Annotated in this window: 37 protein-coding genes; 5 read left to right on the top strand and 32 right to left on the bottom strand. The window is 56.1% G+C overall.

What is annotated here, in order from left to right; genetic code table 11:
- Nucleotides 1–143: 143 nt before the first annotated feature.
- The 4 genes from GTU76_RS26795 to GTU76_RS26780 are packed head-to-tail and all read left to right on the top strand — an operon-like array spanning nucleotide 144 to nucleotide 3,108.
- A complete protein-coding gene (locus GTU76_RS26795; RefSeq protein WP_016983573.1) occupies nucleotides 144–794 on the top strand; it encodes a DUF2491 family protein in 651 nt (216 codons plus the stop codon).
- A 15-nt stretch (nucleotides 795–809) separates the two neighbouring features.
- Nucleotides 810–1,235, top strand: coding sequence for a DUF350 domain-containing protein (locus GTU76_RS26790; RefSeq protein ID WP_016983572.1), 426 nt, complete (start codon nucleotides 810–812; stop codon nucleotides 1,233–1,235).
- 17 nt (nucleotides 1,236–1,252) lie between these two features.
- Nucleotides 1,253–1,948, top strand: a complete 696-nt coding sequence (locus tag GTU76_RS26785; RefSeq protein ID WP_180699978.1) for a DUF1190 domain-containing protein — start codon at nucleotides 1,253–1,255, stop codon at nucleotides 1,946–1,948.
- Between the two features lie 2 nt (nucleotides 1,949–1,950).
- Nucleotides 1,951–3,108: a glutathionylspermidine synthase family protein gene (locus GTU76_RS26780; RefSeq protein WP_180699977.1), complete on the top strand. Its 1,158-nt coding sequence runs from the start codon at nucleotides 1,951–1,953 to the stop codon at nucleotides 3,106–3,108.
- Between the two features lie 195 nt (nucleotides 3,109–3,303).
- Here the strand turns inward: GTU76_RS26780 and GTU76_RS26775 are convergent, their stop codons facing one another.
- Together GTU76_RS26775 and GTU76_RS26770 are read right to left on the bottom strand one after the other, a co-directional pair.
- Nucleotides 3,304–3,828 carry a single-stranded DNA-binding protein gene (locus GTU76_RS26775; RefSeq protein WP_008081898.1) on the bottom strand — a complete coding sequence of 175 codons (525 nt, stop codon included), beginning with the start codon at nucleotides 3,826–3,828 and terminating at the stop codon, nucleotides 3,304–3,306.
- Between the two features lie 9 nt (nucleotides 3,829–3,837).
- Nucleotides 3,838–5,235, bottom strand: a complete 1,398-nt coding sequence (locus GTU76_RS26770) for an MFS transporter (RefSeq protein WP_016983569.1) — start codon at nucleotides 5,233–5,235, stop codon at nucleotides 3,838–3,840.
- Nucleotides 5,236–5,426: 191 nt separating this feature from the next.
- On the opposite strand from GTU76_RS26770, the gene uvrA reads away from it, so the two are divergent.
- Entirely contained in the window at nucleotides 5,427–8,261 is a 2,835-nt protein-coding gene (gene uvrA / locus GTU76_RS26765) for an excinuclease ABC subunit UvrA (protein ID WP_016983568.1), read from the top strand.
- A gap of 65 nt (nucleotides 8,262–8,326) precedes the next feature.
- On the opposite strand, the gene bfr is transcribed toward uvrA, so the two are convergent.
- The 30 genes from bfr to rpsJ form a co-directional block, all read right to left on the bottom strand.
- Complete coding sequence (bfr, locus tag GTU76_RS26760; protein WP_016983567.1) at nucleotides 8,327–8,794, bottom strand: bacterioferritin; 468 nt, start codon at nucleotides 8,792–8,794, stop codon at nucleotides 8,327–8,329.
- A 149-nt stretch (nucleotides 8,795–8,943) separates the two neighbouring features.
- Complete coding sequence (locus tag GTU76_RS26755; RefSeq protein ID WP_016983566.1) at nucleotides 8,944–10,398, bottom strand: catalase; 1,455 nt, start codon at nucleotides 10,396–10,398, stop codon at nucleotides 8,944–8,946.
- 240 nt (nucleotides 10,399–10,638) lie between these two features.
- Nucleotides 10,639–11,025, bottom strand: a complete 387-nt coding sequence (gene rplQ, locus GTU76_RS26750; RefSeq protein WP_003176402.1) for a 50S ribosomal protein L17 — start codon at nucleotides 11,023–11,025, stop codon at nucleotides 10,639–10,641.
- Between the two features lie 42 nt (nucleotides 11,026–11,067).
- On the bottom strand, nucleotides 11,068–12,069 hold the full coding sequence (locus GTU76_RS26745) for a DNA-directed RNA polymerase subunit alpha (protein WP_003186012.1): 1,002 nt from the start codon (nucleotides 12,067–12,069) through the stop codon (nucleotides 11,068–11,070).
- A gap of 22 nt (nucleotides 12,070–12,091) precedes the next feature.
- Nucleotides 12,092–12,712, bottom strand: a complete 621-nt coding sequence (gene rpsD / locus GTU76_RS26740) for a 30S ribosomal protein S4 (RefSeq protein ID WP_003176404.1) — start codon at nucleotides 12,710–12,712, stop codon at nucleotides 12,092–12,094.
- 18 nt (nucleotides 12,713–12,730) lie between these two features.
- On the bottom strand, nucleotides 12,731–13,120 hold the full coding sequence (gene rpsK / locus GTU76_RS26735; protein WP_002555466.1) for a 30S ribosomal protein S11: 390 nt from the start codon (nucleotides 13,118–13,120) through the stop codon (nucleotides 12,731–12,733).
- Nucleotides 13,121–13,150: 30 nt separating this feature from the next.
- Nucleotides 13,151–13,507, bottom strand: coding sequence for a 30S ribosomal protein S13 (gene rpsM, locus GTU76_RS26730; protein ID WP_003186020.1), 357 nt, complete (start codon nucleotides 13,505–13,507; stop codon nucleotides 13,151–13,153).
- A 130-nt stretch (nucleotides 13,508–13,637) separates the two neighbouring features.
- Nucleotides 13,638–13,754 (bottom strand): 50S ribosomal protein L36, encoded by a 117-nt coding sequence (gene rpmJ, locus GTU76_RS26725; RefSeq protein ID WP_002555468.1) that lies wholly within the window; start codon nucleotides 13,752–13,754, stop codon nucleotides 13,638–13,640.
- A gap of 27 nt (nucleotides 13,755–13,781) precedes the next feature.
- Nucleotides 13,782–15,110, bottom strand: coding sequence for a preprotein translocase subunit SecY (gene secY, locus GTU76_RS26720; protein WP_003228718.1), 1,329 nt, complete (start codon nucleotides 15,108–15,110; stop codon nucleotides 13,782–13,784).
- Nucleotides 15,111–15,548, bottom strand: coding sequence for a 50S ribosomal protein L15 (gene rplO / locus GTU76_RS26715; RefSeq protein WP_003228720.1), 438 nt, complete (start codon nucleotides 15,546–15,548; stop codon nucleotides 15,111–15,113).
- A gap of 3 nt (nucleotides 15,549–15,551) precedes the next feature.
- Nucleotides 15,552–15,728, bottom strand: coding sequence for a 50S ribosomal protein L30 (gene rpmD / locus GTU76_RS26710; RefSeq protein WP_003176408.1), 177 nt, complete (start codon nucleotides 15,726–15,728; stop codon nucleotides 15,552–15,554).
- 2 nt (nucleotides 15,729–15,730) lie between these two features.
- Nucleotides 15,731–16,231, bottom strand: coding sequence for a 30S ribosomal protein S5 (rpsE, locus tag GTU76_RS26705; RefSeq protein WP_003186035.1), 501 nt, complete (start codon nucleotides 16,229–16,231; stop codon nucleotides 15,731–15,733).
- Between the two features lie 3 nt (nucleotides 16,232–16,234).
- A complete protein-coding gene (gene rplR, locus GTU76_RS26700) occupies nucleotides 16,235–16,585 on the bottom strand; it encodes a 50S ribosomal protein L18 (protein ID WP_003186037.1) in 351 nt (116 codons plus the stop codon).
- A 10-nt stretch (nucleotides 16,586–16,595) separates the two neighbouring features.
- On the bottom strand, nucleotides 16,596–17,129 hold the full coding sequence (rplF, locus tag GTU76_RS26695) for a 50S ribosomal protein L6 (protein WP_003176412.1): 534 nt from the start codon (nucleotides 17,127–17,129) through the stop codon (nucleotides 16,596–16,598).
- Nucleotides 17,130–17,141: 12 nt separating this feature from the next.
- Nucleotides 17,142–17,534 carry a 30S ribosomal protein S8 gene (rpsH, locus tag GTU76_RS26690; protein ID WP_007918458.1) on the bottom strand — a complete coding sequence of 131 codons (393 nt, stop codon included), beginning with the start codon at nucleotides 17,532–17,534 and terminating at the stop codon, nucleotides 17,142–17,144.
- A gap of 209 nt (nucleotides 17,535–17,743) precedes the next feature.
- Complete coding sequence (rpsN, locus tag GTU76_RS26685) at nucleotides 17,744–18,049, bottom strand: 30S ribosomal protein S14 (protein WP_003228726.1); 306 nt, start codon at nucleotides 18,047–18,049, stop codon at nucleotides 17,744–17,746.
- A 13-nt stretch (nucleotides 18,050–18,062) separates the two neighbouring features.
- On the bottom strand, nucleotides 18,063–18,602 hold the full coding sequence (gene rplE, locus GTU76_RS26680; RefSeq protein WP_003176415.1) for a 50S ribosomal protein L5: 540 nt from the start codon (nucleotides 18,600–18,602) through the stop codon (nucleotides 18,063–18,065).
- A 20-nt stretch (nucleotides 18,603–18,622) separates the two neighbouring features.
- Complete coding sequence (rplX, locus tag GTU76_RS26675; protein WP_008081905.1) at nucleotides 18,623–18,937, bottom strand: 50S ribosomal protein L24; 315 nt, start codon at nucleotides 18,935–18,937, stop codon at nucleotides 18,623–18,625.
- An 11-nt stretch (nucleotides 18,938–18,948) separates the two neighbouring features.
- Complete coding sequence (rplN, locus tag GTU76_RS26670) at nucleotides 18,949–19,317, bottom strand: 50S ribosomal protein L14 (protein ID WP_002555479.1); 369 nt, start codon at nucleotides 19,315–19,317, stop codon at nucleotides 18,949–18,951.
- Between the two features lie 23 nt (nucleotides 19,318–19,340).
- Nucleotides 19,341–19,607 (bottom strand): 30S ribosomal protein S17, encoded by a 267-nt coding sequence (gene rpsQ / locus GTU76_RS26665; RefSeq protein WP_003194644.1) that lies wholly within the window; start codon nucleotides 19,605–19,607, stop codon nucleotides 19,341–19,343.
- A 2-nt stretch (nucleotides 19,608–19,609) separates the two neighbouring features.
- Nucleotides 19,610–19,801, bottom strand: a complete 192-nt coding sequence (gene rpmC / locus GTU76_RS26660) for a 50S ribosomal protein L29 (protein ID WP_002555481.1) — start codon at nucleotides 19,799–19,801, stop codon at nucleotides 19,610–19,612.
- Nucleotides 19,801–20,214 (bottom strand): 50S ribosomal protein L16, encoded by a 414-nt coding sequence (rplP, locus tag GTU76_RS26655; protein ID WP_007896757.1) that lies wholly within the window; start codon nucleotides 20,212–20,214, stop codon nucleotides 19,801–19,803. The genes rpmC and rplP overlap by 1 nt, the downstream gene beginning before the upstream one ends.
- Before the next feature lie 12 nt (nucleotides 20,215–20,226).
- Nucleotides 20,227–20,913, bottom strand: coding sequence for a 30S ribosomal protein S3 (rpsC, locus tag GTU76_RS26650; RefSeq protein WP_003176422.1), 687 nt, complete (start codon nucleotides 20,911–20,913; stop codon nucleotides 20,227–20,229).
- Between the two features lie 13 nt (nucleotides 20,914–20,926).
- Nucleotides 20,927–21,259 (bottom strand): 50S ribosomal protein L22, encoded by a 333-nt coding sequence (gene rplV, locus GTU76_RS26645; protein WP_003103908.1) that lies wholly within the window; start codon nucleotides 21,257–21,259, stop codon nucleotides 20,927–20,929.
- Between the two features lie 11 nt (nucleotides 21,260–21,270).
- Entirely contained in the window at nucleotides 21,271–21,546 is a 276-nt protein-coding gene (gene rpsS, locus GTU76_RS26640; protein WP_011336172.1) for a 30S ribosomal protein S19, read from the bottom strand.
- A gap of 16 nt (nucleotides 21,547–21,562) precedes the next feature.
- Nucleotides 21,563–22,387 carry a 50S ribosomal protein L2 gene (rplB, locus tag GTU76_RS26635; protein WP_003228734.1) on the bottom strand — a complete coding sequence of 275 codons (825 nt, stop codon included), beginning with the start codon at nucleotides 22,385–22,387 and terminating at the stop codon, nucleotides 21,563–21,565.
- Between the two features lie 14 nt (nucleotides 22,388–22,401).
- Nucleotides 22,402–22,701: a 50S ribosomal protein L23 gene (gene rplW, locus GTU76_RS26630; protein WP_002555488.1), complete on the bottom strand. Its 300-nt coding sequence runs from the start codon at nucleotides 22,699–22,701 to the stop codon at nucleotides 22,402–22,404.
- Nucleotides 22,698–23,300, bottom strand: coding sequence for a 50S ribosomal protein L4 (gene rplD / locus GTU76_RS26625; RefSeq protein ID WP_007918468.1), 603 nt, complete (start codon nucleotides 23,298–23,300; stop codon nucleotides 22,698–22,700). The genes rplW and rplD overlap by 4 nt, the downstream gene beginning before the upstream one ends.
- Before the next feature lie 12 nt (nucleotides 23,301–23,312).
- Nucleotides 23,313–23,948: a 50S ribosomal protein L3 gene (rplC, locus tag GTU76_RS26620; RefSeq protein ID WP_003228738.1), complete on the bottom strand. Its 636-nt coding sequence runs from the start codon at nucleotides 23,946–23,948 to the stop codon at nucleotides 23,313–23,315.
- Between the two features lie 80 nt (nucleotides 23,949–24,028).
- A complete protein-coding gene (gene rpsJ, locus GTU76_RS26615; RefSeq protein ID WP_003186070.1) occupies nucleotides 24,029–24,340 on the bottom strand; it encodes a 30S ribosomal protein S10 in 312 nt (103 codons plus the stop codon).
- Nucleotides 24,341–24,490: the final 150 nt, after the last annotated feature.

Raw genomic sequence — 24,490 nt, 5'->3', positions numbered from 1 at the left:
CTGACACGCCCTCTTCGCGAACAGGCTCGCTCCCACACGGTTTGCGGCGTAAAAATCCTTCTGCCTGTTCACCGGTTCGCCCGGTACACTAGCCACGTTTTTTTCGCCGACGAACACCTCCACCCGCTTCAAGGAACGTACCCATGGGATGGTTTAAAGACTTGCTGGGCACCAGCAACTGGCAGACCGCTGCGCCAACACCGACCGTTGCCAGTGGCCCACTCGGCATGGCCCAGGGCAAAGCCGTCAGGTTCGATACGACGCTGGCGCTGTTGCTCGATGGTTCGACCACGGTGCGGGTGCCCTTCGATCAGGCGATCTGGAGCCACGGCTGGGTCGATCTCGGCCAGTCCAACAAACTGCACCGCTATTACATGAATGACGAGGATTTCTGGCTACAGATCCACGTCACCGGTGACGATCAGATCGAATCGGTCACCCTGTTCAACTACCTCAGTTACGTGACGGTCAACAGTGACGCCGAACTGCAGCGCCTGGCCGGCCCCAACAGCCAGATCGGCTTACCCGGTTACAACCACGGCGGTGTCGAATACACCCGCGAGTGGGGCACTGAACAAGGCCAGACCGAATTGGTACCGATGACCGAACAAGTGGTCAATCCGGACGAAAGCTACACCATCGAACACCACTCAATGCTTTACGCGCGCGAGACCGGCCTGACCGATCGCCGCGAACTGCTGCTGTTCTCCGTCGAACAGGATGAAGAAGGCACCGTCAGCCTGAGCACCTCGCTGGGCATTTCGCTGTACACGACAGATCTGAGCACCATTTAAAAAAGGAAGTTTTTCATGCTGGAAGTGCTGGCCGTTTCCCTGAACAAAACCGCGCTGGTCGGTTTCGTCGTCTACCTCATCGGCGCCGTACTGCTGTTCATGCTGTTTCAATTTGTCTATACGCGCATCACGCCGCACAAGGAGTTTGAGCTGATTCGCTCCGGCAACGTAGCCGCCGCCATCGCCTTGGCCGGCGCGATTATCGGCTTCGCGATTCCGGCCAGTAACGTGATTGCGTTTTCGGTCAACGTCCTCGACTTCGTGCTCTGGGCCGTGATTGCCGCCGTCGTGCAACTGCTGGCGTTCCTCGCCACGGGCCTGGTGCTCAAAGGCACGTCCCAGCGCATCGCCAACGGTGAAATCGCCTCCGGCATCTACGTTGCTGCGGTCGCGATCAGCGTCGGTATGCTCAACGCGGCGTGCATGACACCGTCCAACTGATCGGCAGGAAGCCCTAGATGAAACGCAGCAAATACGTTCAGTTGTCCCTCGCCGCCTCGGTGGCCATGGCCATTTCCGGCCAGGCGACAGCCGCAGATCAACCACGCAATTTCCAGAATGTGGAACAGTGTGTCGACGCCGAAGTGGCCGCCGATGTCTGCTCCAACGCCTACGTCGCCGCCCTGACCGAACACCGGCGCATTGCCCCGGCGTATGACGACAAGGCCAAGTGCGACGCGGACTTTGCCGCTGACTGGTGCCAGAAAAACTCCGACGGCCGCTTCGTGCCGAAACTCGGTGGCTTCAAAGTGCCGCAGGAAGGTGAATCGGCGCAGAACCTCGACGCCATCGCTGATGCGCAGATGCCCGTCGCTAATGCAACGGCGCAGAATGTGCAAAGCACTTCGCACGTCTCCAGCGGTGGTGGCGGTGGCGGAAATGGCTGGCTGACCGGCTGGCTGATCGGCAATGCGATGAGCAACAACGCCGAACGCACGGTTTACCGCGATCGCGAAACGCGCCAGCCATACAACACCTCGACGCAGTACCGCAGAGCCGACACCACGACGCGCAGCCAAACGGATTACGAAAGCAGCAAAAGCAAACCGGTCAACGTGGCTTCTTCGACGTCACGCGGCGGCTTCGGCAGCCAATCCAGCGCCCGTAGCGGTTGGGGTGGCTGGGGCAGCAGTTCCGGTCGTTCGAGCAGCTGACAATGAAGAAGATCCTATGCGCCGAGCGGCCTGACTGGAAACAGACTGCCGAGAGCCTCGGCTTCATGTTCCACACCATCGACGACGAGCCGTACTGGGACGAAAGCGCGTACTACCAGTTCACGCTCGCGCAGATCGAAAACGATCTTGAAGACCCGACCACCGAACTGCATGAGATGTGCATGGACCTGGTCGATCGCGTGGTACACAGCGAAGAACTGCTGGATCGCCTGAGCATCCCGCCGGCGTACTACGACATGATCCGCACTTCCTGGCTGGAAGGTCATCCGCATCTGTACGGGCGCATGGACTTTTCCTACACCGGCAACGGCCCGGCGAAACTGCTGGAGCTCAACTACGACACGCCGACCAGCCTTTACGAAGCAGCGGCGTTTCAATGGGGCTGGCTGGAACAATGCATCGAGCGCGGCACGCTGCCGCGTCGTGCCGACCAGTTCAACAGCATCGACACCCAATTGCATCGAGCCTTCGCCGAATTACAGCTGAAGCGGCCGTTCTACTTCGCCTCGATGAAAGACTCCGTCGAAGACAAGGGCACCACGGATTACCTGCGCCTGATCGCCGAGAAGGTCGGCATCGAGTCGCGGCACATCGATATTGAAGACATCGGTTTGACGTCTGAAGGTCGTTTTGTCGACCTGGAAGATCGCTGGATCCCGCACCTGTTCAAACTGCATGCCTGGGAATTCATCTTTCACGAGCCGTTCGGGGCGGCAATTGCCGAGTGTGGTACGCAATTTTTCGAGCCGGCATGGAAAGCGATCCTGTCGAACAAGGGCGCGCTACCCTTGCTGTGGGAAATGCACAAGGGCCATCCAAATCTGCTGGCGGCGCATCTTGATCTGGATCCAGCCAATGCAGTGCCCAAAGGCTGGGTACGCAAGCCGTACTTTTCCCGGGAAGGCGCCAACATTGAGCTGCAAACGGCTGACGGTCTGACCGTCAAAGAGGACGGCCCCTACACGGATGCGCCGTTTATCCTGCAGGAATTTGCGCCGCTGCCAAAGTTTGGCGACAGCTACACGCTGATTGGCTCTTGGGTGATCGGCGATCAGGCTGCAGGGATTGGGGTGCGGGAAGACAACAGTCTGATCACCAAGGATTCGAGCCGCTTCCTGCCGCACCTGATCCTCGACTGAACCACAGATCCTTGTGGGAGCGAGCCTGCTCGCGAAAGCGGATTGTCATTAAACGACTGCTTTATCTGATCTGACGCCTTCGCGAGCAGGCTCGCTCCTACAGTTGATCGGGGATGACCATAAGTTTTTTGCCCAACAAAAAGGCCCGTCGTTTAAGCGACGGGCCTTTTTATTTGCGGCGGTTACAGCAGCGAATCAGAACGGAATATCGTCATCAAAGCTGTCGAAATCCGGAGCCGGTTGCGGTGCGGCCTGCTGTGGGGCCGGGGCCGAACGCTGCTGTGGAGCCGACTGCTGCGGACGTGGCGCCTGCTGGCGTGGGGCCGGAGCGGACTGCTGGTAGTTGTTGCCACCGCCTTGTTGGTCGCCCTGTTGTGGACGGCCGCCGAGCAGTTGCATGGTGCCTTGCATGTCGACCACGATTTCGGTGGTGTAACGCTTGATACCGTCTTTTTCCCACTCGCGGGTCTGCAGCTTGCCTTCGATGTAGACCTGCGAACCCTTGCGCAGGTATTCGCCGGCGATTTCGGCAACCTTGCCAAACATCGAAACACGGTGCCACTCGGTCTTCTCGACCTTCTGACCGGTTTGCTTGTCGGTCCACTGTTCGCTGGTGGCCAGACTCAGGTTGGTCACGGCGTTACCGTTAGGCAGGTAGCGAACTTCGGGATCCTGGCCGCAAGTGCCGACCAATATGACTTTGTTAACCCCACGGGCCATAACGTTCTCCTAGGCTTCGCAAGCAGCCCCGGCCGGGTTGTTCACCAGGCGTTCGAGGGTGTCGCGATCCACTAATTCTTTGTCCAGTTTGATGTAAACAGCCGCTTCGTCAGCAACTATCACTGCATCGGTTACCCCTACGAGGGCCTTGAGGCGCTCGACCAGACCCGCTTCGCGGATCGCCTCGGGCGACAACGGCAAGCGCAGGCTCGTCACGTAGGGAGGTTCACGCATGGTAACAGCAAAGGCCAACCAAAGTGCAGCCAGCCCGGCACATCCAAGGAACACAACCGACAGACCGCCATGCTGAAACAACCAGCCGCCGAGGATCCCGCCGAGTGCCGAACCGAGGAACTGGCTGGTGGAATACACGCCCATGGCCGTGCCCTTCCCGCCCGCCGGTGAAACCTTGCTGATCAACGACGGCAATGAAGCCTCCAGCAGATTGAACGCGGTGAAGAACACCACCGTGCCGATCACCAGAGCCCGCAGGCTGTCGCCGAACTGCCAGAAGAATAGCTCAGTCAGCATCAGCGTCATGACGGCGCCGAGCAAAACTCGTTTCATTTTGCGTTTCTTCTCGCCATAAATGATGAACGGGATCATGGCGAAGAACGAAATCAGCAGTGCGGTGAGGTAAACCCACCAGTGCTGTTCCTTGGGCAAACCGGCTTTTTCCACCAGCGCCAGGGGCAACGCAACGAAGCTCGACATCAACATGGCATGTAACACAAAGATGCCCAGATCGAGGCGCAACAGGTCAGGATGCTTGAGCGTCGGCATCAAAGCCTGACGCGCCACGCCAGACTCGCGATGAGTCAACGGCCCGGTGGATTTCGGCACCATGAACATCACGATGACGATGCCCACCAGCGCCATACCGCCGGTGGCGAGGAACAATCCAGAGAGCCCGAAAGCACGGGTCAACAACGGCCCGACCACCATGGCCACGGCGAACGACAGACCAATCGTCATACCGATCATTGCCATTGCTTTGGTGCGATGCTGCTCGCGGGTCAGGTCGGAAAGCAGCGCCATGACCGCAGCGGAAATGGCCCCGGCACCTTGCAGGATCCTCCCGGCGATAACGCCCCAGATCGAGTCGGCCTGAGATGCCAGCACACTGCCGAGGGCAAAGACGATCAGCCCGAGGTAAATCACCGGACGACGGCCAATGCGGTCGGAAATGATCCCGAACGGAATCTGGAAAATCGCCTGGGTCAGGCCGTAAGCGCCGATAGCCAAGCCGATCAGGGCCGGGGTCGCGCCTGCCAGATCCATGCCGTAGGTCGCCAGTACCGGCAACACCATGAACATGCCAAGCATACGGAAGGCGAACACCAGGGCCAGACCGCTCGCCGCGCGGGTCTCGCTGCCACTCATGCGTTCGCTGTGGGGATCGTGCATGGAAAAACCTCGTGTGAACCGGCGGCGATTCTACCAGTCCCATCGGAAGACGGGGTATATCGCGACGCTTTGACGCGTATAGATGAAACTCTCTTCATTCGGGGCAAAAAACCCTTCGTTTGATAGTGTGCATCCATCCAGTATTTGCCCGTATACTCCTACGTTTTCGACGCCCGCCGAGCGAGGCCACTTTGGACAAGATCCTGATACGTGGGGCCCGTACCCACAACCTGAAGAACATCGACCTGACCCTGCCACGGGACAAACTGATCGTCATCACCGGCCTGTCCGGATCCGGCAAGTCGTCCCTGGCCTTCGATACGTTGTACGCCGAAGGTCAGCGCCGCTATGTCGAATCGCTGTCGGCCTACGCCCGCCAGTTCCTGTCGATGATGGAAAAACCCGACGTCGACACCATCGAAGGCCTGTCGCCGGCGATCTCCATCGAACAGAAGTCGACCTCGCACAACCCGCGTTCCACGGTCGGCACCATTACCGAAATCTACGATTATCTGCGCTTGCTTTATGCACGCGTCGGTACGCCGCGATGCCCGGATCACGACATTCCACTGGAGGCGCAGACCGTCAGCCAGATGGTCGATCTGGTGCTGGCCCAGCCGGAAGGCAGCAAACTGATGTTGCTGGCGCCAGTGATTCGCGAGCGTAAAGGCGAACACCTTTCGGTCTTCGAAGAGCTACGCGCGCAAGGTTTCGTTCGTGCACGGGTCAACGGCCGCATCTGCGAACTCGACGAGCTGCCAAAACTGGATAAACAGAAGAAGCACTCGATCGATGTGATCGTCGACCGCTTCAAGGTTCGCGCCGATCTTCAGCAGCGTCTGGCCGAATCCTTCGAAACCGCGCTGAAACTGGCGGACGGCATTGCACTGGTTGCGCCGATGGACGACGAGCCCGGTGAAGAGATGATCTTCTCCGCGCGCTTCGCCTGCCCGATCTGCGGCCACGCCATCAGCGAACTTGAGCCGAAACTGTTTTCCTTCAACAACCCGGCCGGCGCCTGCCCGACTTGCGATGGTCTGGGGGTGAAGCAGTTCTTCGACATCAAACGACTGGTCAACGGTGACCTGACGCTGGCCGAAGGCGCGATACGCGGCTGGGACAGGCGTAACGTCTATTACTTCCAGATGTTGGGCTCACTGGCCTCGCACTATGGGTTCAGCCTCGAGGTGCCGTTCAACGAACTGCCCGCCGATCAGCAGAAATTCATCCTGCATGGCAGCGGCTCGCAGAACGTCGACTTCAAATACCTCAACGACCGTGGCGACATCGTCAAACGCTCGCACCCGTTCGAAGGCATCGTGCCGAACCTGGAGCGTCGCTACCGCGAGACCGAGTCGGCGAGCGTGCGCGAAGAACTGGCAAAGTTCCTCAGCACTCAATCGTGCCCGGATTGCCGTGGTACCCGTTTGCGTCGTGAAGCTCGGCATGTGTGGGTGGGCGAGAAGACCCTGCCGGCCGTCACCAATCTGCCAATTGGCGATGCTTGCGAGTACTTCGGCGCACTGAAGATGACTGGCCGTCGCGGCGAGATCGCTGACAAGATTCTCAAGGAAATCCGTGAGCGTCTGCAGTTCCTCGTCAACGTCGGTCTCGATTATCTGTCGCTCGATCGCAGCGCTGACACGCTGTCCGGTGGTGAAGCACAACGTATTCGTCTGGCCAGCCAGATTGGTGCGGGCCTCGTCGGTGTTTTGTACATCCTCGATGAACCGTCCATTGGCTTGCACCAACGTGACAACGACCGCTTGCTTGGCACGCTCAAGCACCTGCGTGACATCGGTAATACCGTGATCGTGGTCGAGCACGACGAGGACGCGATTCGCCTCGCCGACTATGTCGTCGATATCGGCCCGGGTGCCGGCGTCCACGGTGGGCAGATCGTTGCCGAAGGTACTCCGGCCGAAGTCATGGCGCACCCGGATTCCCTGACTGGTAAATACCTGTCGGGCCGAGTGAAGATTGAAGTGCCGGCCAAACGTACGCCACGCAACAAGAAGCTGACCCTGTCGCTCAAGGGCGCACGCGGTAACAACCTGCGCAATGTCGACCTGGAAATTCCGATCGGCCTGCTGACTTGCGTCACCGGTGTGTCCGGCTCGGGCAAGTCGACACTGATCAACAACACGCTGTTCCCGCTGAGCGCCACGGCTCTCAACGGCGCGACCACTCTGGAAGCGGCGGCGCACGACAGCATCAAAGGTCTGGAGCATCTCGACAAAGTCGTCGATATCGACCAGAGCCCGATCGGCCGTACCCCCCGCTCCAACCCGGCGACGTACACCGGGCTGTTTACACCGATCCGTGAACTGTTCGCCGGTGTGCCCGAATCTCGCTCCCGTGGTTATGGCCCGGGGCGTTTCTCGTTCAACGTCAAGGGTGGTCGCTGCGAAGCCTGCCAGGGCGATGGCCTGATCAAGGTGGAAATGCACTTCCTGCCGGACATCTACGTGCCGTGCGATGTGTGCAAGAGCAAGCGCTACAACCGCGAAACCCTCGAGATCAAATACAAGGGCAAGAGCATCCACGAAACCCTCGAGATGACCATCGAGGAAGCCCGGGTGTTCTTCGACGCGGTGCCAGCACTGGCGCGCAAGCTGCAGACGCTGATGGATGTTGGCCTGTCTTACATCAAGCTCGGGCAATCGGCGACTACGTTGTCCGGAGGTGAGGCGCAGCGGGTCAAGTTGTCTCGCGAGCTGTCCAAGCGCGATACCGGCAAGACCCTGTACATCCTCGATGAGCCAACCACCGGTTTGCACTTCGCGGATATTCAGCAATTGCTCGACGTACTGCATCGCCTGCGCGACCACGGCAACACTGTGGTGGTGATCGAGCACAACCTCGATGTGATCAAGACTGCCGACTGGCTGGTGGATCTAGGGCCGGAAGGTGGTTCAAAAGGTGGCCAGATCATTGCCACCGGCACGCCGGAGCAAGTGGCCGAGATGAAGCAATCTCACACTGGTCATTACCTCAAGCCATTGCTGATTCGCGATCGAGCTTAAACGCCTGACACGAAAAAGCCCCTGTCACTTCAACAGTGACAGGGGCTTTTTTGTATCCATTGCAATCAGGAAGCGTGGGATTGCAGGTAGTTTTCGAGACCGATCAGCTTGATCAGGCCCAACTGCTTTTCCAGCCAGTAGGTGTGATCTTCTTCGGTGTCGTTGAGCTGAACCCGCAGGATCTCACGGCTGACGTAGTCCTTGTGCTGTTCGCACAGCTCAATGCCTTTGCACAGGGCAGCGCGAACTTTGTATTCGAGGCGCAGATCCGCTTCAAGCATCTCCGGCACAGTGGTGCCGACATCCAGATCATCCGGACGCATGCGCGGCGTGCCTTCGAGCATCAGAATCCGGCGCATCAAAGCATCAGCGTGACCCGCTTCTTCTTCCATCTCGTGGTTGATTCGCTCGTAGAGCTTGGTGAACCCCCAGTCCTCATACATCCGCGAATGAACGAAATATTGATCACGCGCGGCCAGTTCGCCGGTCAGCAACGTGTTGAGGTAATCGATTACGTCTGGGTGGCCTTGCATCGCCCTACATCTCCCTACTTGAAAGTCTGTAGTTTGAACCAACCTGACTGGAAGGTCACCCGTTTCACGCAATAAAAGCGAAGATATTCTGAGAAAAGCAGCCTAAATAACGCAAAAACCGCCCAAATGAGGGCGGTTCTGCTTCTCGTTTAGACTTCGTTAAGCTGTACGTTGAGCAGCTTTGCGATTGCTTCTCCATACGCCGGGTCGGCGTTGTAGAAATGCTGCAACTGGCGGTCAACCACATCACTTGAAACGCCACCCATCGCACCGGCAATGTTGCTGACCAGCAACGCTTTCTGCTCGTCGCTCATCAAGCGGAAGAGTGCACCGGCGTGGCTGTAGTAATCGGTGTCTTCACGGTGATCGTAGCGATCGGCCGCGCCGCTCAGGGCCAGAGCAGGCTCAGCGTAGTGCGGAGCTTGTTTCGGCGATTCGATGTAGCTGTTTGGCTCGTAGTTAGGCGCAGCACCACCATTGCTGCCAAACGCCATCGAGCCGTCGCGCTGGTAAGTGTTGACTGGACTGCGCGGCGCATTCACTGGCAGTTGCTGGTGATTGGTGCCCACACGGTAGCGGTGTGCGTCGGCATAAGCGAATACGCGACCTTGCAGCATGCGGTCTGGCGATAGACCAACGCCTGGCACCATGTTGCTCGGGCCGAACGCGGCTTGCTCGACTTCCGCGAAGTAGTTCTGCGGGTTGCGGTTCAGTTCCAGTTCGCCGACTTCGATCAACGGGAACTCCTTCTGCGACCAGGTTTTGGTCACGTCGAACGGGTTCTCGTAATACGCTGCCGCCTGGGCTTCAGTCATGATCTGAATGCATACGCGCCATTTCGGGAAGTCACCGCGTTCAATCGCCTCGAACAGATCGCGCTGGGCGTAATCCGGATCGGTACCGGCAATACGAGCAGCATCCGCTGGTGCGAGGTTCTTGATGCCCTGTTTGGTCTTGTAGTGCCACTTCACCCAGTGACGCTCGCCTTGCGCGCTGATCAGGCTGTAGGTGTGGCTGCCGAAGCCGTGCATGTGACGGTAGCCGTCCGGGATGCCCCGGTCGGAGAACAGAATGGTGACCTGGTGCAGCGCTTCAGGTGAATGCGACCAGAAGTCCCACATCATCTGCGCGCTTTTCAGGTTGCTCTGCGGAAGGCGTTTTTGGGTGTGAATGAAATCAGGGAATTTCAGTGGATCACGGATGAAGAACACCGGCGTGTTGTTACCAACGATGTCCCAGTTACCTTCTTCGGTATAAAACTTAAGAGCGAAGCCGCGCGGATCACGCTCAGTGTCGGCAGAACCACGCTCACCCCCTACGGTGGAGAAACGCAGGAACGTCGGGGTTTGCTTGCCGACAGATTCAAACAGCTTGGCACTGGTGTACTCGGTTATGTCACGAGTCACGGTAAACGTGCCGTAAGCACCTGAGCCTTTGGCGTGTACACGACGCTCAGGGATGTTTTCACGATTGAAGTGGGCGAGCTTCTCGATAAGGTGAAAATCGTCGAGCAGCAGCGGGCCACGCGGGCCGGCGGAGCGAGAATTCTGGTTATCAGCGACAGGTGCGCCACTGGCGGTCGTAAGCGTTTTGATCTGGCTCATACGGTCTTCTTCCTCTGTCAGTCTTGAAACTGCCGGCTAATCGGCTTGCTGGGAAGTATCGATCATCCATGTGACACCTACAAATTCATTAACTTGCAGACATCGATAGATAATTACTAATTATGTTTCCCAGCACATAGTGCCAACAGAAAGGTGTCAGAAACTTGTACGAACAGCGCATTTTCTTGCAGGCACAAAAAACCGGGCACTAGGCCCGGTTCTTCGTTTCAGACTGACGTCTTACTCGGCGGATACAGCTTCGCCAGCAGTAGCACGATCAACCAACTCGACGTACGCCATAGGCGCGTTGTCGCCAGCGCGGAAACCGCACTTGAGGATGCGCAGGTAGCCACCCTCACGGGTAGCGTAACGCTTGCCCAGGTCGTTGAAGAGCTTACCAACGATAGCTTTCGAACGAGTACGGTCGAAAGCCAGACGGCGGTTAGCCAGGCTGTCTGTCTTGGCCAGAGTGATCAGCGGCTCAGCAACGCGACGCAGTTCTTTGGCTTTTGGCAGTGTAGTTTTGATCAGCTCGTGCTCGAACAGCGACACCGCCATGTTTTGGAACATGGCCTTGCGGTGCGAGCTGGTGCGGCTCAGGTGACGACCACTTTTACGATGACGCATGGTTCATTCCTTACCAAACACTACGTTCGGTGATTACGACGATCAGGCAGTCGCCTTGTCGTCCTTCTTAAGACTTGCAGGCGGCCAGTTGTCGAGGCGCATGCCGAGGGACAGACCGCGGGAGGCCAGAACGTCCTTGATTTCAGTCAAGGATTTCTTGCCCAGGTTCGGAGTCTTCAACAGCTCTACTTCGGTACGCTGAATCAGGTCGCCGATGTAGTAGATGTTTTCCGCCTTAAGGCAGTTAGCCGAACGTACAGTCAGTTCCAGATCGTCAACCGGGCGAAGCAGGATCGGATCGATCTCGTCTTCCTGCTCGACAACCACTGGCTCACTGTCACCCTTGAGGTCGACGAACGCAGCCAACTGCTGTTGCAGGATGGTTGCAGCGCGGCGGATAGCCTCTTCAGGATCCAGAGTACCGTTGGTTTCCAGATCAATAACCAGCTTGTCCAGGTTGGTACGCTGTTCGACACGGGCGTTTTCCACCACGTATGCGATACGGCGAACCGGGCTGAACGAAGAGTCAAGCTGCAAGCGACCGATGCTGCGGCTTTCGTCTTCATCGCTCTGACGCGAGTCGGCTGGTTCATAACCACGACCACGAGCTACGGTGAGCTTCATGTTCAGGGCGCCGTTAGACGCCAGGTTAGCGATTACGTGATCGGGATTAACGATCTCGACATCATGATCCAGCTGAATATCGGCAGCGGTAACCACCCCCGAACCCTTCTTCGACAAGGTCAGCGTAACTTCGTCACGACCGTGCAGCTTGATGGCCAGACCTTTAAGGTTCAACAGGATTTCAATTACGTCTTCCTGTACACCTTCGATGGCGCTGTACTCGTGGAGCACACCGTCAATCTCGGCCTCGACTACTGCGCAGCCGGGCATTGAGGACAACAGGATGCGTCGCAGCGCGTTGCCCAGGGTGTGGCCAAAACCACGCTCGAGAGGCTCGAGAGTGATCTTGGCGCGGGTTGGACTGACAACCTGCACATCAATGTGGCGGGGTGTCAGGAACTCATTTACCGAAATCTGCATGGATGCACCTATTTTCTAGCCCTTACTTGGAGTAGAGCTCGACAATCAGGCTTTCGTTGATGTCGGCGGACAGATCACTGCGAGCAGGAACGTTCTTGAAAACGCCCGACTTCTTCTCAGTGTCTACTTCTACCCATTCTACGCGGCCACGTTGGGCACACAGATCGAGAGCTTGGACAATGCGAAGTTGGTTTTTTGCTTTCTCGCGAACTGCAACCACGTCACCAGCACGAACCTGATACGACGGAACGTTTACGGTCTGACCGTTAACGCTGATCGACTTGTGCGATACCAGCTGACGGGATTCGGCACGAGTCGAACCAAAGCCCATACGGTATACAACGTTGTCCAGACGGCATTCGAGCAGTTGCAGCAGGTTTTCACCGGTTGCACCTTTCTTGCCAGCAGCTTCTTTGTAGTAGCCGCTGAACTGACGCTCGAGAACGCCGTAGATACGACGGACCTTCTGCTTTTCACGCAGTTGGGTGCCGTAATCGGACTGGCGACCGCGGCGTTGGCCGTGGATACCAGGTGCTGCTTCAATGTTGCACTTCGATTCGATCGCGCGCACGCCGCTCTTCAGGAAGAGATCGGTGCCTTCGCGACGAGCGAGTTTGCATTTTGGACCAATGTAACGAGCCATTCTTTACAATCTCCTGGATTACACGCGGCGCTTCTTCGGCGGACGGCACCCGTTGTGCGGGATTGGCGTCACGTCGGTGATGCTGGCGATCTTGTAGCCACAGCCGTTCAAAGCGCGGACTGCGGATTCACGACCTGGACCTGGACCCTTGACGTTAACGTCGAGGTTTTTCAGGCCGTATTCCAGCGCAGCTTGACCAGCACGTTCAGCAGCTACTTGAGCAGCAAACGGGGTGGACTTGCGGGAACCGCGGAAACCCGAACCACCGGAGGTAGCCCAAGAAAGAGCGTTACCTTGACGGTCGGTAATGGTCACGATGGTGTTGTTAAAAGATGCATGGATGTGGGCGATGCCATCAACCACTGTCTTTTTAACTTTTTTACGAGGACGAGCAGCAGGTTTTGCCATGATTAAATTCCTGTCGATTCGCTGGGGCGATTACTTGCGGATCGGCTTACGCGGACCTTTACGGGTACGCGCGTTGGTCTTGGTACGCTGACCGCGTACTGGAAGACCGCGACGATGACGCAGACCGCGATAGCAACCGAGGTCCATCAAGCGCTTGATTTTCATGTTGATTTCGCGACGCAGATCACCTTCAGTGGTGAACTTCGCCACTTCGCCACGCAGCTGTTCAATTTGCTCGTCGCTCAGATCTTTGATCTTTGCTGCTGGGTTTACCCCAGTCACTGCACAGATCTTCTGCGCAGTAGTGCGACCAACACCATAGATGTAGGTCAGCGAGATAACAGTATGCTTGTTATCTGGAATGTTAACGCCTGCAATACGGGCCATTCAGTGGGACTCCAATTGACAGCTACCTACGCCCCGGAAGCCAAGAAATAGGGCGCGAGATAATATCGCTGTAATAACAAATAATCAACCCGGTAGCGCACTAGCTACCGGGCTTGAAGCACAATCACACTCAGCCTTGGCGCTGTTTGTGACGCGGTTCCGCGCTGCAAATTACTCGAACAACACCTTCGCGGCGAATAATCTTGCAGTTACGGCACAGCTTTTTCACCGATGCACGAACTTTCATCACCAACTCCTCGAACCTTATGGGTACTCAGCGCAACATGCCGCTGCCGTAACCCTTCAGGTTGGCTTTCTTCATCAGGGATTCGTACTGGTGCGAAACGAGGTGCGATTGTACTTGGGACATGAAGTCCATCACAACCACGACCACGATCAGCAACGAGGTCCCGCCAAGGTAGAACGGAACGTTTGCTGCAACCACCAGGAACTGGGGCAACAGGCACACGGCCGTCATGTAAAGAGCACCGAACATGGTCAAGCGGGTCAGAACGCCATCAATATAGCGCGCAGACTGCTCACCTGGACGGATGCCCGGAATAAAGGCACCGGACTTCTTCAGGTTTTCCGCTACGTCTTTCGGATTGAACATCAACGCCGTATAGAAGAAGCAGAAGAAAATAATCCCTGCACTAAACAGCAGAATATTCAACGGCTGACCAGGAGCGATCGACTGCGAGATGTCCTGCAACCAGCCCATACCTTCAGACTGACCGAACCAGGCACCCAACGAAGCCGGGAACAGCAAAATGCTGCTCGCGAAAATAGCCGGAATAACACCGGCCATGTTCACCTTAAGCGGCAAGTGGCTTGTCTGCGCAGCAAAAACCTTGCGGCCCTGCTGACGCTTGGCGTAGTGAACAGCAATACGACGCTGACCACGCTCAATGAACACCACAAAACCGATAATCGCTACTGCCAGCAAACCGATGGCAACCAAGGCGAAGATGTTGATATCACCCTGACGCGCAGACTCGAAAGACTGCCCGATTGCTCTCGGAAGACCGGCGACGATACCCGAAAAAATCAACATCGAGATACCGTTGCCTACACCACGCTCAGTAATCTGCTCACCCAGCCACATCATGAACATCGCACCAGCCACAAACGTGGATACCGCGACGAAATGGAAGCCAAAGTCACCAGTGAACGCAACGCCCTGCCCCGCCAGACCAATGGACATGCCAATGGCCTGAACGAGAGCGAGGACGACGGTGCCGTAGCGGGTGTACTGGCTGATCTTGCGACGGCCAGCTTCACCTTCCTTCTTCAACTGCTCCAGCTGCGGGCTGACGGCGGTCATCAGTTGCATGATGATCGATGCCGAAATGTACGGCATGATCCCCAGTGCAAAGATGCTCATCCGTTCCAGCGCGCCGCCGGAGAACATGTTGAACAAGCTAAGAATGGTCCCCTCATTCTGTCGAAACAGGTCTGCGAGTCGGTCCGGGTTGATACCTGGAACCGGGATGTGTGCGCCTATTCGGTAGACGATAATCGCCAGGAACAGAAAACGCAGACGAGCCCAGAGTTCAGACATACCGCCTTTGCCGAGCGCAGAGAGAGCACCTTGCTTAGCCATTTATTCCTCGAACTTGCCGCCAGCTGCTTCGATAGCCGCACGCGCACCTTTGGTGGCGCCGATTCCCTTGCCGATAGTGACAGCGCGAGTCACTTCACCGGACAGCATGATTTTCACACGCTGTACGTTGACGTTGATCACGTTGGCATCTTTCAGGGACTGCACGGTGACGATGTCGCCTTCCACTTTAGCCAGCTCGGACAGACGCACTTCTGCGCGATCCATGGCTTTCAGGGAAACGAAACCGAACTTCGGCAGGCGACGATGCAGCGGCTGTTGACCGCCTTCAAAGCCTGGAGCAATGGTGCCACCGGAGCGGGAGGTCTGACCTTTGTGACCACGGCCACCAGTCTTACCCAAACCGCTACCGATACCACGGCCCGGACGATGCTTTTCGCGACGGGAACCCGGCGCTGGACTCAGATCATTGAGTTTCATCGATTAACCCTCGACACGCAGCATGTAGTAAGCCTTGTTGATCATCCCGCGATTCTCGGGAGTATCCTGGACTTCTACAGTGTGACCGATGCGACGCAGACCCAGACCCTTAACGCACAATTTGTGGTTAGGGATGCGGCCGGTCATGCTTTTGATCAGCGTTACTTTAACGGTAGCCATGATCAGAAGATCTCCTTGACGCTTTTGCCACGCTTGGCGGCAATGGATTCAGGAGACTGCATTGCTTTCAAACCTTTGAAAGTGGCGTGAACCACGTTTACCGGGTTAGTCGAGCCGTAGCACTTGGCCAGAACGTTCTGAACGCCAGCAACTTCGAGGACAGCACGCATAGCGCCGCCAGCGATGATACCGGTACCTTCAGAAGCAGGCTGCATGTACACCTTCGAAGCGCCGTGAGCGGACTTCATTGCGTACTGCAGAGTGGTGCCGTTCAGATCAACTTGGATCATGTTGCGGCGAGCAGCTTCCATTGCCTTCTGGATCGCAGCAGGCACTTCACGCGACTTGCCACGGCCGAAGCCAACACGCCCTTTACCATCACCAACCACGGTCAACGCGGTGAAAGTGAAGATACGGCCGCCTTTAACGGTTTTGGCTACGCGGTTAACTTGAACCAGCTTCTCAATGTAGCCTTCGTCGCGCTTTTGGTCGTTATTTGACATAACTTAGAACTCCAGCCCAGCTTCACGAGCAGCATCAGCCAGCGCTTTCACGCGACCGTGGTACTTGAAGCCAGAGCGGTCGAAAGCCACTTGCGAGACGCCAGCGGCCTTAGCACGCGTAGCGACCAGCTGGCCAACCTTTGTGGCCGCGTCGATGTTGCCAGTGGCACCATCACGCAGTTCTTTATCCAAAGTCGAGGCGCTTGCCAGGACCTTGTTGCCGTCGGCCGAGATGACCTGGGCGTAGATGTGCTGCGACGAGCGGAACACGCAGAGACGCACGACTTCGAGTTCGTGCATTTTCAGGCGTGCTTTGCGAGCGCGACGCAGTCGAGTAACTTTTTTGTCGGTCATTTGCTATGCCCTACTTCTTCTTGGCTTCTTTACGACGGACGACTTCGTCCGCGTAGCGCACACCTTTGCCTTTGTACGGCTCTGGTGGACGGAAGTCGCGGATCTCAGCGGCCACTTGACCTACCAGCTGCTTGTCGATGCCCTTGATCAGGATATCGGTCTGGCTAGGAGTCTCAGCGGTGATGCCTTCCGGCAGTTCGTAATCCACTGGGTGCGAGAAGCCAAGGGCCAGGTTCAAAACCGTGCCTTTTGCTTGCGCTTTGTAACCAACACCGACCAGCTGGAGCTTGCGCTCGAAGCCTTGGCTTACGCCTTGGACCATGTTGTTTACCAACGCACGCGTGGTACCGGCCATTGCGCGAGTTTGTTGATCGCCATTGCGAGCAGCGAAACGCAGCTCACCAGCTTCTTCAACGATCTCAACGGACGAATGGATGTTCAGTTCAAGAGTACCCTTGGCACCCTTCACCGAAAGCTGTTGGCCTGCGAATTTTACTTCGACACCGGCTGGCAGCTTAACGGGGTTCTTAGCGACGCGAGACATGCTTATCCCCCCTTAGAACACAGTGCAAAGAACTTCGCCGCCGACACCGGCAGCGCGCGCAGCACGATCCGTCATCACACCTTTGTTGGTGGAGACGATAGACACGCCAAGACCGCCACGAACTTTCGGCAGATCTTCAACGGACTTGTACTGACGCAGGCCTGGACGACTAACGCGCTTCACTTCTTCGATAACCGGACGGCCTTCGAAGTACTTCAGCTCGATGGACAACGACGGCTTAGCGTCGGTGGTGATCTGAAAATCCGCGATGTAACCTTCGTCCTTCAGGACTTTTGCTACAGCCACCTTCAGCGTGGAAGACGGCATGCTTACGACAGACTTTTCAGCCATCTGGGCATTACGGATTCGAGTTAGCATGTCCGCTAACGGGTCCTGCATACTCATGGGCTAGACGCTCCTAATACAGAAAAATTAGCCTTGCGGCTACTACTTGTCGCCGAGAACTTCCGGGCATGAAAAACACGGGCTCAGGCGAGCCGGTCATTCTAGACACACCCCAGAAATGAATCAAGCCCCAAAAGGGGCTTGATTCAGATTCAAGGCCACCGATGGTCAGGTTCTTGCGAACCCGAACATCGAGACTTTGACAGCAATTACCAGCTGGCTTTAACCAGACCTGGTACGTCACCACGCATTGCAGCTTCACGCAGCTTGTTACGGCCAAGGCCGAACTTGCGGTAAACGCCGTGCGGACGACCAGTCAGGCGGCAACGGTTACGCATGCGCGAAGCGCTTGCGTCACGTGGTTGCTTCTGCAGAGCTACGGTAGCTTCCCAACGCGCTTCTGGACTTGCGTTCAGATCGACGATGATAGCTTTCAGCGCTGCACGCTTGGTGGCGTACTTGGCAACAGTGAGCTGACGCTTCAGCTCACGGTTTTTCATGCTCTTCTTGGCCATTTTCCTACTCCAATCAGTTGCGGAACGGGAATTTGAAAGCACGCAGCAGAGCGCGGCCTTCATCATCGTTCTTGGCAGTGGTGGTCAGGGTAATGTCCAGACCGCGGAGAGCATCGATCTTGTCGTAGTCGATTTCCGGGAAGATGATCTGCTCTTTCACGCCCATGCTGTAGTTACCACGACCATCGAAGGACTTGGCATTCAGGCCGCGGAAGTCGCGAACCCGAGGCAGGGAGATCGACAGCAGACGATCCAGGAACTCATACATACGCTCACGGCGCAGAGTCACCTTGACGCCGATCGGCCATCCTTCACGGACTTTAAAGCCAGCGATGGATTTACGAGCGTAGGTCACAACGACTTTTTGGCCGGTGATCTTTTCCAGGTCAGCAACAGCATGCTCGATGACTTTTTTGTCACCAACAGCTTCGCCCAGACCCATGTTCAGGGTGATTTTTGTAACGCGTGGAACTTCCATCACGTTCGAAAGCTTAAGTTCTTCCTTAAGCTTCGGTGCGATTTCCTTCCAGTAAATCTCTTTTAGTCGTGCCATGGTCTTCTACCTAGCAGTGTTCAAGCATCAACCGCTTTTTGGGTCGACTTGAAGACACGAATTTTCTTGCCGTCTTCTACTTTGAAACCAACGCGGTCAGCCTTGTTGGTTTCGCCGTTGAAAATGGCGACGTTAGAAGCGTCCAGTGGAGCTTCTTTTTCGACGATACCGCCTTGCACGCCCGACATCGGGTTAGGCTTGGTATGACGCTTAACCAGGTTCAGACCGCTAATAACCAGACGGTTATTAGCAAGAACCTTAAGCACCTTACCGCGCTTACCTTTGTCTTTGCCGGCGATCACGATGATCTCGTCGTCACGACGAATCTTTTGCATGTCGGATCTCCTTACAGCACTTCTGGGGCGAGCGAGACGATCTTCATGAACTTCTCAGTACGAAGTTCACGGGTCACTGGCCCAAAGATACGGGTGCCGATCGGCTCTTGCTTGTTGTTCAGAAGAACAGCAGCGTTGCCATCAAAGCGGATAATGGAGCCATCAGCACGACGTACGCCGTGACGAGTGCGGACTACAACAGCAGTCATCACTTGGCCTTTTTTCACTTTACCGCGAGGAATTGCTTCCTTCACGGTAACTTTGATGATGTCACCGATACCAGCGTAACGACGATGGGAGCCACCCAGCACCTTGATGCACATAACACGGCGAGCGCCGCTGTTATCGGCCACATCGAGCATGGATTGAGTCTGAATCATATAATTTCTCCGACCCCTAGTCCTTAGACTTCCACAGCGCGTTCGAGAACATCAACCAGCGCCCAAGACTTGGTCTTGGCCATAGGACGAGTTTCACGAATAGTGACTTTGTCGCCGATGTGGCACTGATTGGTTTCGTCGTGCGCGTGCAGCTTAGTCGAACGCTTAACGTATTTACCGTAGATCGGGTGCTTTACGCGACGCTCGATCAATACGGTGATGGTTTTGTCCATCTTGTCGCTGACAACACGGCCAGTCAGCGTACGGACAGTTTTTTCGGCTTCAGCCATGATCACTTACCTGCCTGCTGGTTGAGCACAGTCTTCACGCGAGCGATGTCACGCTTAACTTGCGAGAGCAGATGAGACTGCCCCAACTGGCCAGTTGCTTTCTGCATACGCAGATTGAACTGGTCGCGCAGCAAGCCGAGCAGTTGCTCGTTCAGCTGCTGTGCGGATTTTTCACGAAGTTCATTCGCTTTCATCACATCACCGTCCGTTTAACAAAGGCGGTGGCGAGCGGCAGCTTTGCAGCAGCCAGGGCAAAAGCCTCACGCGCCAGCTCTTCAGAAACACCCTCGATTTCATACAGGACTTTGCCTGGCTGAATCTGGGCAACCCAGTACTCCACACTACCCTTACCTTTACCCATACGAACTTCGAGGGGCTTTTTGGAAATAGGCTTGTCCGGGAATACACGGATCCAGATCTTGCCGCCACGTTTAACGTGACGGGTCAGAGCACGACGCGCTGACTCGATCTGACGAGCGGTGAGACGACCACGAGCTACAGACTTCAGCGCGAACTCGCCGAAGCTGACTTTGCTACCGCGCTGAGCCAGACCACGGTTGTGGCCTGTCATCTGCTTGCGGAACTTCGTACGCTTAGGTTGCAACATTTGGCGTACCCCTTACTTAGCAGCTTTTTTACGAGGCGCTGGTGCTTGTGGTTTCAGCTCTTCTTGGCGACCACCAATTACTTCGCCTTTGAAGATCCAAACCTTTACACCGATCACACCGTAAGTGGTGTGAGCTTCGTAGTTGGCATAGTCGATGTCGGCACGCAGGGTGTGCAATGGCACACGACCTTCGCGATACCATTCAGTACGTGCGATTTCAGCACCGCCGAGACGACCGCTCACTTGGATTTTGATGCCCTTGGCACCAATGCGCATGGCGTTCTGAACTGCGCGCTTCATAGCGCGACGGAACATTACACGACGCTCCAGCTGCTGAGCTACGCTCTGCGCAACCAGCATACCGTCGAGTTCCGGCTTGCGGATCTCTTCGATATTGATGTGCACAGGCACACCCATTTGCTTGGTCAGGTCCTGACGCAGTTTCTCAACATCTTCACCTTTCTTCCCGATAACGATACCTGGACGAGCGGTGTGGATGGTGATACGTGCAGTTTGGGCCGGACGATGGATATCGATACGGCTTACGGACGCGCTTTTTAGTTTGTCTTGGAGATACTCACGCACTTTCAGATCTGCGAACAAGTAGTCCGCATAAGTCCGACCGTCTGCGTACCAGACGGAGGTGTGCTCCTTGACGATTCCCAGGCGAATGCCAATGGGATGTACTTTCTGACCCATCTCTTCGACTCCGTTACTTGTCAGCAACCTTGACAGTGATATGGCAAGACCGCTTGACGATGCGATCAGCACGGCCTTTGGCACGTGGCATGATGCGCTTCAGCGAACGCCCTTCGTTGACGAAAACGGTGCTGACCTTCAGGTCATCAACGTCTGCGCCTTCGTTATGCTCGGCGTTGGCTACGGCCGACTCCAGCACTTTCTTCATGATCTCGGCGGCTTTCTTACTGCTGAAAGCCAACAAGTTGAGCGCTTCGCCCACCTTCTTCCCGCGGATCTGGTCGGCGACCAAGCGGGCTTTCTGGGCGGAGATTCGAGCGCCCGACAACTTAGCGGCTACTTCCATTTCCTAACCCCTTAACGCTTGGCTTTCTTGTCAGCCACGTGCCCGCGATAGTTGCGGGTACCGGCGAACTCGCCCAGTTTGTGGCCGACCATGTCTTCGTTAACGAGAACTGGGACGTGCTGACGACCGTTGTGTACTGCGATGGTCAGACCGACCATTTGTGGCAGGATCATCGAACGACGCGACCAAGTCTTAATTGGTTTGCGATCGTTCTTTTCCGCCGCCACTTCGATCTTCTTCAGTAGGTGAAGATCAATAAAAGGACCTTTTTTCAGAGAACGTGGCACTGTCGTATCCCTCTATTTACTTGCGACGACGGACGATCATTTTGTCGGTACGCTTATTACCACGAGTCTTCGCGCCCTTAGTCGGGAAGCCCCATGGCGATACCGGATGACGACCACCAGAGGTACGACCTTCACCACCACCATGTGGGTGGTCAACCGGGTTCATGGCAACACCACGAACGGTTGGGCGAACGCCACGCCAGCGCTTGGCACCAGCTTTACCCAGCGAACGCAGGCTGTGCTCGGAGTTCGAGACTTCGCCCAGGGTCGCACGGCATTCAGCCAGGACTTTACGCATTTCACCGGAACGCAGACGCAGGGTAACGTAAACGCCTTCACGAGCGATCAGCTGAGCCGAAGCACCAGCGGAACGAGCGATCTGTGCGCCTTTACCTGGCTTCAGTTCGATGCCGTGTACGGTAGAACCAACTGGAATGTTGCGCAGTTGCAGAGCGTTGCCTGGCTTGATTGGAGCCAGAGCGCCTGCGATCAGCTGGTCGCCAGCACTCACGCCTTTAGGGGCGATGATGTAGCGGCGCTCGCCGTCTGCGTAGCACAGCAGTGCGATGTGAGCAGTACGGTTTGGATCGTATTCGATACGCTCGACAGTGGCGACGATGCCATCTTTGTCGTTGCGACGGAAATCGACCATACGATAATGCTGCTTATGACCACCACCGATGTGACGCGTGGTAATACGGCCATTGTTGTTACGACCACCAGTCTTCGATTTTTTCTCGAGCAGCGGTGCGTGAGGAGCGCCTTTATGCAGCTCCTGGTTGACCACCTTGACCACAAAACGGCGGCCAGGGGAAGTCGGTTTGCATTTAACGATTGCCATGATGCACCCCTTCCTTACTCAGCACTGCTGCTGAAATCGAGATCTTGGCCTGGCTGAAGGGAGATAACTGCCTTCTTCCAGTCATTACGCTTGCCCAGACCGCGAGCAGTGCGCTTGCTCTTACCCAGAACATTCAGGGTAGTGACGCGCTCTACTTTCACGCTGAACAGGCTTTCGACGGCCTTCTTGATTTCCAGCTTGGTTGCGTCAGTAGCAACCTTGAAAACGAACTGGCCTTTCTTGTCTGCCAGAACCGTAGCCTTCTCGGAAACGTGCGGGCCAAGCAGAACTTTAAATACGCGTTCCTGGTTCATCCCAGCAGCTCCTCGAATTTCTTCACGGCCGACACGGTGATCAACACCTTGTCGTATGCGATCAGACTAACTGGATCGGAACCTTGAACGTCACGTACATCTACGTGCGGCAGGTTACGAGCAGCCAGGTACAGGTTCTGATCAACAGCGTCCGACACGATCAAAACGTCGGTCAGGCTCATGTTGTTCAGCTTGCCCAGCAGATCTTTGGTTTTCGGAGTTTCAACAGCGAAATCCTGAACCACGACCAGACGATCAGTACGCACCAGCTCAGCAAGGATGGAACGCATTGCTGCGCGATACATCTTCTTGTTCAGCTTCTGAGAGTGATCCTGTGGACGTGCTGCAAAAGTGGTACCGCCGCCACGCCAGATTGGGCTACGGATAGTACCGGCACGAGCACGGCCAGTACCTTTCTGACGCCATGGGCGCTTACCGCCACCACGAACGTCGGAACGGGTCTTTTGCTGCTTGGTACCTTGACGGCCGCCAGCCATGTAGGCCACGACTGCTTGGTGAACCAGCGTCTCGTTGAATTCGCCGCCAAATGTCAGTTCGGAAACTTCGATCGCTTGAGCGTCATTTACATTTAATTGCATGTCAGCTTCCCCTTAACCGCGAGCCTTGGCTGCTGGACGTACAACCAGGTTGCCGCCAGTAGCGCCAGGAACAGCACCCTTGACCAACAACAGATTGCGTTCAGCGTCCACGCGCACTACTTCCAGGGACTGCACGGTCACGCGCTCAGCGCCCATATGACCGGACATTTTCTTGCCCTTGAATACACGACCAGGAGTCTGGCACTGGCCGATAGAGCCTGGGACGCGGTGGGATACGGAGTTACCGTGGGTGTTATCTTGCCCGCGGAAATTCCAACGCTTGATCGTACCCTGGAAGCCTTTACCTTTGGACTGACCGGTTACATCAACCAGTTGACCAGCGGCGAAGATTTCAGCGTTGATCAGATCGCCAGCCTGGTACTCGCCTTCTTCAAGACGGAATTCCATGGTAGTGCGACCAGCGGCAACGTTCGCTTTAGCGAAGTGGCCAGCCTGAGCTGCTGTTACACGCGAAGCACGACGCTCGCCGACAGTGACTTGCACTGCACGATAGCCATCGGTCTCTTCAGTTTTGAACTGGGTGACGCGATTCGGCTCGATCTCAATGACCGTGACCGGAATGGAGACACCTTCTTCGGTGAAAATACGGGTCATACCGCATTTACGACCGACTACACCAATAGTCATGTTGTAAACCTCATGAGTGTACGGGGCTTTCACCCGCTATGGCCGCCCATTTCAGAGCGTTACACGACTAAGACCGAGTCTTAGCCGAGGCTGATCTGCACTTCCACACCGGCCGCAAGATCAAGCTTCATAAGAGCATCAACGGTTTTATCCGTTGGCTGGACGATGTCCAGAACGCGCTTATGAGTGCGGATTTCGTACTGGTCGCGCGCGTCTTTGTTGACGTGCGGAGAAACCAGAACGGTGAACCGCTCTTTACGGGTAGGCAGTGGAATTGGACCACGCACTTGAGCACCAGTACGTTTCGCGGTTTCCACGATTTCCTGGGTTGATTGGTCGATCAGGCGATGGTCGAAAGCCTTCAACCTGATACGGATTTGCTGATTTTGCATTGGATTTCAGACTCCGGCTGCTATTCCCACCGAGCGCAATACGCCCGTTAAAAGGAGGCGCAATTCTATAGACGCCCCAGATAGGTGTCAACCCAATAAAAAAGCCCCCGCTGAGCGGGGGCTTTTTCAAGTCAACAAGCAAACTCTATA

It is taken from the genome of Pseudomonas crudilactis, assembly GCF_013433315.1.
GTDB classification, from domain to species: Bacteria; Pseudomonadota; Gammaproteobacteria; order Pseudomonadales; family Pseudomonadaceae; genus Aquipseudomonas; species Aquipseudomonas crudilactis.
This window is presented reverse-complemented; position numbering and strand designations above follow the sequence as displayed.

Excerpts from the sequence above, each read along its gene's own strand:
- GTU76_RS26795 (WP_016983573.1), top strand. The coding sequence starts at position 144 with ATGGGATGGTTTAAAGACTTGCTGGGCACCAGCAACTGGCAGACCGCT.
- GTU76_RS26790 (WP_016983572.1), top strand. The coding sequence starts at position 810 with ATGCTGGAAGTGCTGGCCGTTTCCCTGAACAAAACCGCGCTGGTCGGT.
- GTU76_RS26785 (WP_180699978.1), top strand. The coding sequence starts at position 1,253 with ATGAAACGCAGCAAATACGTTCAGTTGTCCCTCGCCGCCTCGGTGGCC.
- GTU76_RS26780 (WP_180699977.1), top strand. The coding sequence starts at position 1,951 with ATGAAGAAGATCCTATGCGCCGAGCGGCCTGACTGGAAACAGACTGCC.
- GTU76_RS26775 (WP_008081898.1), bottom strand. The coding sequence starts at position 3,828 with ATGGCCCGTGGGGTTAACAAAGTCATATTGGTCGGCACTTGCGGCCAG.
- GTU76_RS26770 (WP_016983569.1), bottom strand. The coding sequence starts at position 5,235 with ATGCACGATCCCCACAGCGAACGCATGAGTGGCAGCGAGACCCGCGCG.
- bfr (WP_016983567.1), bottom strand. The coding sequence starts at position 8,794 with ATGCAAGGCCACCCAGACGTAATCGATTACCTCAACACGTTGCTGACC.
- GTU76_RS26755 (WP_016983566.1), bottom strand. The coding sequence starts at position 10,398 with ATGAGCCAGATCAAAACGCTTACGACCGCCAGTGGCGCACCTGTCGCT.
- rplQ (WP_003176402.1), bottom strand. The coding sequence starts at position 11,025 with ATGCGTCATCGTAAAAGTGGTCGTCACCTGAGCCGCACCAGCTCGCAC.
- GTU76_RS26745 (WP_003186012.1), bottom strand. The coding sequence starts at position 12,069 with ATGCAGATTTCGGTAAATGAGTTCCTGACACCCCGCCACATTGATGTG.
- rpsD (WP_003176404.1), bottom strand. The coding sequence starts at position 12,712 with ATGGCTCGTTACATTGGTCCAAAATGCAAACTCGCTCGTCGCGAAGGC.
- rpsK (WP_002555466.1), bottom strand. The coding sequence starts at position 13,120 with ATGGCAAAACCTGCTGCTCGTCCTCGTAAAAAAGTTAAAAAGACAGTG.
- rpsM (WP_003186020.1), bottom strand. The coding sequence starts at position 13,507 with ATGGCCCGTATTGCAGGCGTTAACATTCCAGATAACAAGCATACTGTT.
- rpmJ (WP_002555468.1), bottom strand. The coding sequence starts at position 13,754 with ATGAAAGTTCGTGCATCGGTGAAAAAGCTGTGCCGTAACTGCAAGATT.
- secY (WP_003228718.1), bottom strand. The coding sequence starts at position 15,110 with ATGGCTAAGCAAGGTGCTCTCTCTGCGCTCGGCAAAGGCGGTATGTCT.
- rplO (WP_003228720.1), bottom strand. The coding sequence starts at position 15,548 with ATGAAACTCAATGATCTGAGTCCAGCGCCGGGTTCCCGTCGCGAAAAG.
- rpmD (WP_003176408.1), bottom strand. The coding sequence starts at position 15,728 with ATGGCTACCGTTAAAGTAACGCTGATCAAAAGCATGACCGGCCGCATC.
- rpsE (WP_003186035.1), bottom strand. The coding sequence starts at position 16,231 with ATGTCAAATAACGACCAAAAGCGCGACGAAGGCTACATTGAGAAGCTG.
- rplR (WP_003186037.1), bottom strand. The coding sequence starts at position 16,585 with ATGACCGACAAAAAAGTTACTCGACTGCGTCGCGCTCGCAAAGCACGC.
- rplF (WP_003176412.1), bottom strand. The coding sequence starts at position 17,129 with ATGTCTCGCGTCGCTAAGAACCCCGTTAAGCTGCCAGCCGGTGTCGAA.
- rpsH (WP_007918458.1), bottom strand. The coding sequence starts at position 17,534 with ATGAGTATGCAGGACCCGTTAGCGGACATGCTAACTCGAATCCGTAAT.
- rpsN (WP_003228726.1), bottom strand. The coding sequence starts at position 18,049 with ATGGCCAAGAAGAGCATGAAAAACCGTGAGCTGAAGCGTCAGCTCACT.
- rplE (WP_003176415.1), bottom strand. The coding sequence starts at position 18,602 with ATGGCACGACTAAAAGAGATTTACTGGAAGGAAATCGCACCGAAGCTT.
- rplX (WP_008081905.1), bottom strand. The coding sequence starts at position 18,937 with ATGCAAAAGATTCGTCGTGACGACGAGATCATCGTGATCGCCGGCAAA.
- rplN (WP_002555479.1), bottom strand. The coding sequence starts at position 19,317 with ATGATTCAGACTCAATCCATGCTCGATGTGGCCGATAACAGCGGCGCT.
- rpsQ (WP_003194644.1), bottom strand. The coding sequence starts at position 19,607 with ATGGCTGAAGCCGAAAAAACTGTCCGTACGCTGACTGGCCGTGTTGTC.
- rpmC (WP_002555481.1), bottom strand. The coding sequence starts at position 19,801 with ATGAAAGCGAATGAACTTCGTGAAAAATCCGCACAGCAGCTGAACGAG.
- rplP (WP_007896757.1), bottom strand. The coding sequence starts at position 20,214 with ATGTTGCAACCTAAGCGTACGAAGTTCCGCAAGCAGATGACAGGCCAC.
- rpsC (WP_003176422.1), bottom strand. The coding sequence starts at position 20,913 with ATGGGTCAGAAAGTACATCCCATTGGCATTCGCCTGGGAATCGTCAAG.
- rplV (WP_003103908.1), bottom strand. The coding sequence starts at position 21,259 with ATGGAAGTAGCCGCTAAGTTGTCGGGCGCTCGAATCTCCGCCCAGAAA.
- rplB (WP_003228734.1), bottom strand. The coding sequence starts at position 22,387 with ATGGCAATCGTTAAATGCAAACCGACTTCCCCTGGCCGCCGTTTTGTG.
- rplW (WP_002555488.1), bottom strand. The coding sequence starts at position 22,701 with ATGAACCAGGAACGCGTATTTAAAGTTCTGCTTGGCCCGCACGTTTCC.
- rplD (WP_007918468.1), bottom strand. The coding sequence starts at position 23,300 with ATGCAATTAAATGTAAATGACGCTCAAGCGATCGAAGTTTCCGAACTG.
- rplC (WP_003228738.1), bottom strand. The coding sequence starts at position 23,948 with ATGACTATTGGTGTAGTCGGTCGTAAATGCGGTATGACCCGTATTTTC.
- rpsJ (WP_003186070.1), bottom strand. The coding sequence starts at position 24,340 with ATGCAAAATCAGCAAATCCGTATCAGGTTGAAGGCTTTCGACCATCGC.